Below are 6,322 nucleotides of genomic sequence, written 5' to 3'. Positions count from 1 at the left end.
AAATTTATGTCTTTGGTGTCGGTGAGAAGAAAACACCACTCGCCTTTCGTAATGCTTGTGATGACTTTATTTACACTGAAGTCCTTAAAGAGCGATACGCTCCAAAAGAAGAAGTCACTGCCGTCATTTCAGAAAAACCCAAGAAAGTAGAGCCTCGCGAGACTCGCAATAAACTACGAGGTGATACGAAGCTGTTGAATATCCTACGAGGCGCTGCCAGTGAATACCAAGACGAGGACGGCTGGTCTTTTCTGGGCCAATGTGGTGGCCTAATCAAAAGACAATACCCGGACTTCAGTTCAAAAAACTACGGCTTCAACACTCTGAGCCAGCTCATTGAGGCGACCGAGCTGTTTGAAATAGACAGAAGGCATACTCAAGCGGGGGCGGTACACATCTACATTAGAGATCAACGAAAAAGCACTTAGTCACTCCCAGTAACTTTCGCTCTTCCCCCCTCCCAATGGCTCTCCGTATTCATACATGATGGTTGTCGACGAATATTCGTCAGCAACCTCAACAAAAAGGAGCAACCCATGGGAAATAAACAACAATTTGGAAACAACGCCCCGCTATGGCCGACCAAAAACGGCACCTCGAATCCATCAGGTGGAGGTCGCACCAATAACCCACCAAGCAAAAAACAAAAGCGGACCTAAGCTGCTTTAGTGACAAGAATCAAACAAGTCAGACTTTGTTTTACTGGTGCTAAGTTTGCTTTGCTCCCTCTCCTTTCGGTATTCAATGTAAACATGAGCCCAGTTATTTTTTGCCACTCTTCATCTATTCAAAAGCAACATAAGAGAGTTATCAACGTGCTAAGCCCCCTTCACTACACCTAGCGAATGTAGGTAACTTCTCTAAGGCAGATACGATTGTTCACTCACCGCCGTCAAAAGCCAGCATATAGTTCACCAAGAATTAGACAGAGCTTATTTTTTGGTAACAACGCACTTCAACGGCTGCTTATTTGATGCTTCAGCATGCTTTTTTTTCTTTAAATACATATCTTTGTCTGCACGGGTGAGGGTATCCGTGTTTGAGATATAATGTTGAGGTCCAGATTGTGCGACTCCAATGCTTAGAGAGATGTCATTCCGTATTGTATGTAAGTTTTCCATTAATCTCGGAATGTAATTTAGGCTAGCATCCTCTTTGGTGCAGCTAGGCATGACAACAACAAACTCATCTCCCCCCATGCGAAAGCACAAATCGACACTCCTCGAGACTCCTCGCATACTATCAGATACGGCAACCAATACGCTGTCACCATCTTCATGGCCATGCTCGTCATTAAACTCTTTAAAGTTATCTACATCAATGTAAAGCAGTGAGATAGGCTCATCACGCTGTTGCGCATCCGAAAACAGGCGGTTTGAAAACTCATCAAATGCTCTTTTATTATACAAATTGGTAAGTGGGTCCAAGCGTGTCATTTTCTTAAGGCTTTTAGTCCTCTCTTGGACCAGCGACTCTAGATCATTGACGTACATGTTGGATTTGTTTTTTTCAATTTCTATTTCATTCATCATGCTTCGAATGTACGTATCAAAAACATAGGAAACGTCAAATTCAATCAGCCTTTCTAAAATATCACTCAATTCAACGGCATAGTTTTGGTCACTAATGTTCTTTTTAATGGTTTCTGAAAGCGTGACTTTCAAATAGTTAACTGCCGATAAATACAGTTTAGGATCCACACCAATTCGCTTGTGTACAAGTCCAATACGTAGTCGGTGCTCCACATAGTCAAGATCGATTTCTTTATTGAAGAGATCGGTTATATATTGCCTTAGTGCCGATATCAGTCGTTGCAAGGTTCCAGAATCGCCAATCAAGTTTTGTACATCTGGCGTGTGCGTTTGATGCTCATAAAACTGATTGACAATTTTATCCAATTCTCGACCAATCATGTTTTTGATCGTTCTAATCTCATTAAGATCGTCCGGAGTTAATCGAAAAAGCTGAAGCCTTTGACTTAATTCCGTTTCAGATATTTTTTGCTGCTCAACCAGCGATTTGTCTGTAATTCTCATGGGTATACTCTTCAATGTTCCACCTAGCTCCTTTATTATGAGCTCAGTTTCACATTTTTTCCTTGTTTGGTTTGACTATTTTTTCATACAGGAGTTTGAACATGTATAAAAGGACAGCAAAAAAGAAGTGCTACGCTTGGTTATTACCCTCTACAAACAATGAACCCAATAAGCACAACAATGCATAATACATTAGATTCATACATTTACATTAATTACAAATTTGTTAATAACATTCCAGAGTTCTAAGCTTAGGTGAAATGCAGTAGAAGTTTGAGAACAACAATATGCCCATCAATAAAACTTTTAAGCCAACCGGAATTGGGATCAGACAAAAAATCACCGTCATTTTGTTAACTATCATTATGCTTTCTTTGGTCATTACGGGCTCGATTTACCATTTCAAAAGCCAAAAGTCGATTGAAATGGTTGTGGTTAACCACCTCAAAACGGTTGCTAACAACAAAAGAAACGCCGTTTTTCAAATTGTCAAAAAATACCAAGAGCGCATTGCATTGGTAAGTTCAAGAACTCAAATGAGAATCGCTCTAAACAAATTTTCCCAATCTGAAGTGAGGGACGAAAGAGCCACACATATCGGAAAAATATACAAAATCATTACGGACGCCAAAGCGTCTATTAAAAATATTCAAAACATCATAGTGACCAACGTAGATGCACAAGTGGTCACCTCCTCTTCCAATATTAACGCCAACGGAGAAATCAAACGGCAGTTACTTCCTGCAAAAGAGAAACGATTTGCTATCGCGTTTGAGTTAAATGAAGAAACAGACGTCACAACGTTGTTCATTGCACAAAGGTTGTTGCTTGATGGACACCTCATTGGTTATGTCATACTCGAAATGGGTTTAAGTGATTTTGCTGTGGTCACCGATACGCGTTTTGGTCTTGGCAGCTCAGAAGAAACGACACTGGTATATCACGAGCCAAACACCGGACACATTACCCCAATTTACCCTGAAGCTCTGACTTTAGGGTATGAGCAGAAGTCTTGGGTTGATCCATTTGTACTCGTTAGACAAAGAGATGACGATATAACCACATATATCGATCATAAAGGTCATGATGTACTTGCGGTCGCTTATGCATTCAAAGAATTAAACTTAGGGCTCGTGTATAAAATAGATCACGCAGATGCTTTGGGGATTATCAGTGAACAAAGGCAGTTTTTGATCGTTTCTTCTCTGGCTACCGCACTAGTTGGTGGGATTGTCGTTCTTATCCTATCAAGAACAATAACCAAGCCAATCATAGATTTAACTTACGTTGCATCTATGATTGCCAATGGTGATTTGTCACAGAGAATTCATCATTTTACAAAGGATGAACTCGGAATGCTCGCTCATGCATTTAACCAGATGGCTGATAAGCTCATAGATGCTAACCAAGTGCTAGAACAAAGGGTGAATGAAAAAACTCTAGAGCTCTTTCAGGCAAATGAAAGCCTGGCGAGGCTCAATAGGGACTTGGAGTTATTGTCGTTAAAAGACGCTTTAACAGGCATTAGCAACCGAAGAGCTTTCGATGCTTTGCTTGAAGAAGAATGGATCAGATGCCACCGTGATGGTACATATCTTGGGCTGATAATGATCGACATCGACTTTTTCAAAAGATTCAACGATAGCCTTGGCCATAGTGCAGGAGATGCTTGCTTGAAACAAGTGGCTAGCATTCTAGACCAAACGGTTCATCGAAACAGCGATATGGTCGCTAGATACGGTGGTGAAGAGTTCGTAATCTTACTGCCTAACACACCATTAGCTGATGTCATCTCGGTTGCGCATAGAGTTCAAGAGGCGATAGAACAAGGAAAAATAATACACCCTGACTCTCCAATTTCCTCCCATATCACCTTAAGTATTGGGCTCGGTTCAACGGTTCCAGAGAGAAACGTATCACCGCAGAGGTTTTTGGAAACAGTGGATGCTACCCTTTACCTTTCAAAGGACAAAGGGAGAAATACCATATCGACAACACAAGACATGTGAGAGCAAGTACATATTCGATATGAGTAGATTGGAGGAGGTCAGATAGACATTGTATCTAAGAAAGTATGATGCAAAGCAATCAACCCTGCTTTGAATTGAGCATTGGCGACAACAAACTTCACACTGTTTTCATCATTATTACAATGAATGTTACTAGGGCGTATCCCCTGACTTTCTAACGCGCTATCACCTATCAAAGCTACCTGATTAGGATAAATTTTTGTACCAAGCACTGAAAGTAACGCGACTCTTTGAACGGTCAAACTGGCATCGGGTAATCGCTTCTTGGCTCGGGATAATATGTGTCCAAAATGAGAGGTAGCACAATCAAAATAATAATAAAGTGTTTCTCTAGACACATCGTGGTGCAAAAGACTGATACTAGGTAATGACAAGAAGTCATCAGTTAAGCTGTCTAAATTTTCCATGTGATCAGTTCGCTCAATTTTCAAAGCGCACACATCACCTTTACCTGTTACAACTTCAACTTCTCGGTTTTCTGCATGGTGGCTGTGACTAATAAAAGTCCCCGGGTGTTCAGGTTCAAAAGTGCACTTAACCTGTAGGTCAATATTCTCTTGGGAGAGCTCCTCAATGGCGGCAGGATGAACGAGATCATGAGACAGCGCTGACAGTTCATTCGCGACTTGGTAGCTTGACTGCCCTATGGGACTAACTTGCTCAGCACCAATTAAGCTCGGATCTCCTGAACTTAGGTGAGAACATTTATGTATCACTGCCTGCTTCGCTTCTGTTAACGCTGCTATCCTGCTTAAGGTTAAATCACCATAACGACGATCATTATGATGATTATCACCTACTTTACACGAGGCATAAGCGGTGACGACTGGAAGCTCTTGCCTTAAGTCTAGGCTATCTAAGCGACGATAAACTTGACTGTCCAGTGATTCACGTGGCTCATTAGGCGCCCCTGCTAAGTCTATAAACCGAGTTTGAACACCATATCGCTTTGCTTTTAGAGCCGTATTGTAAGCGCTGTGAGACTCACCAATGGATGCAAGCCGTTCCCGAACGTTTCGCCAAAAGTGCTGTATTGCATCAGGGCCAAGAGTTAAGTAATGTCTGATCCATTGACGAGTAGAGGATACCCGCTCCAGTATGAAATCATCGGCTTTTCGACGAAGCATTGGATCGGCAAATACACTTTCATTCACCAGCAATAACCTTTGAATAACGCTGTCGAGCTTGTTCTCCCATGTCCTATCACCCACTAGAACGTACTGATATACTCCTGGTTTGCTCATGTTCTTACACTCTAAAAGGGCATCCGTAATACCCTGGTATGCTGGCACAACAACTATTCTGTTGTATCTTGCTGGCTCTGGTTTAATGATGATGTTGTCCAAAACCGCATCAAAAGCAGCCATTGAAGAACCACTCACTTTTTCTACCGTATGGGGCATACGTTCTCCATCTTATCCAGCCTGTAGAGTTAGACAATTATAAAGCGATCATAATAAATTAGTTAGAGCACTAAACAATAACACCTAGTGTAAAGCACAACAAAACAGAAAACAAACTTTAAAACAGAAAGTTACAAAAAGTAAGTTAAAAATAAACATAATGTCGTCTAAACAAAAAGAAGCATAGAAAAGTACGAGGTCTCTTCATATGTGTATTGCTTGTAGAAATAGGGTAAGTCATTTTTACCGATTTAAGCTTCTGCTGTAATGATACATACGACCAATACTTTGCTCTCATTGGGTAACTCATTCTTTATCAAAACTATCCACAACTATGGCTCCCATTGAAGCCGGCATTGTGATCACGACTATGCGCTTTAAAGCGATGAACGGTTCAGTCCAAATAGGCAGTTTATCAAGGCTGTAGAGAACAAGTGCCACAATGAAAGCGGCCATAAAATAGGCGGTTAAGATACGAAAAATAAACACCAGCCGTCGATGTTTTACATCTCGTTGAAATACGCTTTCATAAGTATAAAGTGATAGAAAAATCAATGATAAGCCAAACAGCATCCATAAGTTACTACTCGGTAAGGTTTCCCCCAACTTCCACGCCTCCTCAGAAAAAGAGATCGGCACCGCTAGAGCGAATGCACCAACAAAGATCTGACTAGCATCTTGGGTGTTAAAGTTAAGTTTCAATTTTCCTCCCAAATGTTAAGCCTTACCGATATAGTGCGGTAAAATGCAAATTATTCAACTATGATTGTAGTGTATGAGACTAGAGCTAAATGGCAAAGGCTATCAATGGCATATTGCAGACAATGTTTGTTGATGCGTTCGAGGTAAGCAC

6 protein-coding genes are annotated in these 6,322 nt (G+C 41.1%); 3 read left to right on the top strand and 3 right to left on the bottom strand.

Going from position 1 to position 6,322, the window contains the following annotated elements:
- On the top strand, window positions 1–428 hold a 428-nt coding region (locus tag APB76_RS19940; RefSeq protein WP_269085118.1), incomplete at its 5' end, for an NYN domain-containing protein.
- A gap of 108 nt (window positions 429–536) precedes the next feature.
- Window positions 537–659: a hypothetical protein gene (locus APB76_RS23475; protein WP_269085117.1), complete on the top strand. Its 123-nt coding sequence runs from the start codon at window positions 537–539 to the stop codon at window positions 657–659.
- A 273-nt stretch (window positions 660–932) separates the two neighbouring features.
- Here the strand turns inward: APB76_RS23475 and APB76_RS19935 are convergent, their stop codons facing one another.
- Window positions 933–2,036 (bottom strand): GGDEF domain-containing protein, encoded by a 1,104-nt coding sequence (locus APB76_RS19935; RefSeq protein ID WP_064429724.1) that lies wholly within the window; start codon window positions 2,034–2,036, stop codon window positions 933–935.
- Window positions 2,037–2,323: 287 nt separating this feature from the next.
- On the opposite strand from APB76_RS19935, the gene APB76_RS19930 reads away from it, so the two are divergent.
- Window positions 2,324–4,045 (top strand): diguanylate cyclase, encoded by a 1,722-nt coding sequence (locus tag APB76_RS19930; protein ID WP_054962329.1) that lies wholly within the window; start codon window positions 2,324–2,326, stop codon window positions 4,043–4,045.
- 38 nt (window positions 4,046–4,083) lie between these two features.
- On the opposite strand, the gene APB76_RS19925 is transcribed toward APB76_RS19930, so the two are convergent.
- Window positions 4,084–5,469, bottom strand: coding sequence for an amino acid kinase family protein (locus APB76_RS19925; protein ID WP_054962330.1), 1,386 nt, complete (start codon window positions 5,467–5,469; stop codon window positions 4,084–4,086).
- 306 nt (window positions 5,470–5,775) lie between these two features.
- A complete protein-coding gene (locus APB76_RS19920; RefSeq protein ID WP_054962331.1) occupies window positions 5,776–6,171 on the bottom strand; it encodes a DUF2391 family protein in 396 nt (131 codons plus the stop codon).
- Window positions 6,172–6,322: the final 151 nt, after the last annotated feature.

The sequence above is a fragment of the Vibrio bivalvicida genome (assembly GCF_001399455.2).
GTDB lineage: Bacteria > Pseudomonadota > Gammaproteobacteria > Enterobacterales > Vibrionaceae > Vibrio > Vibrio bivalvicida.
This window is presented reverse-complemented; position numbering and strand designations above follow the sequence as displayed.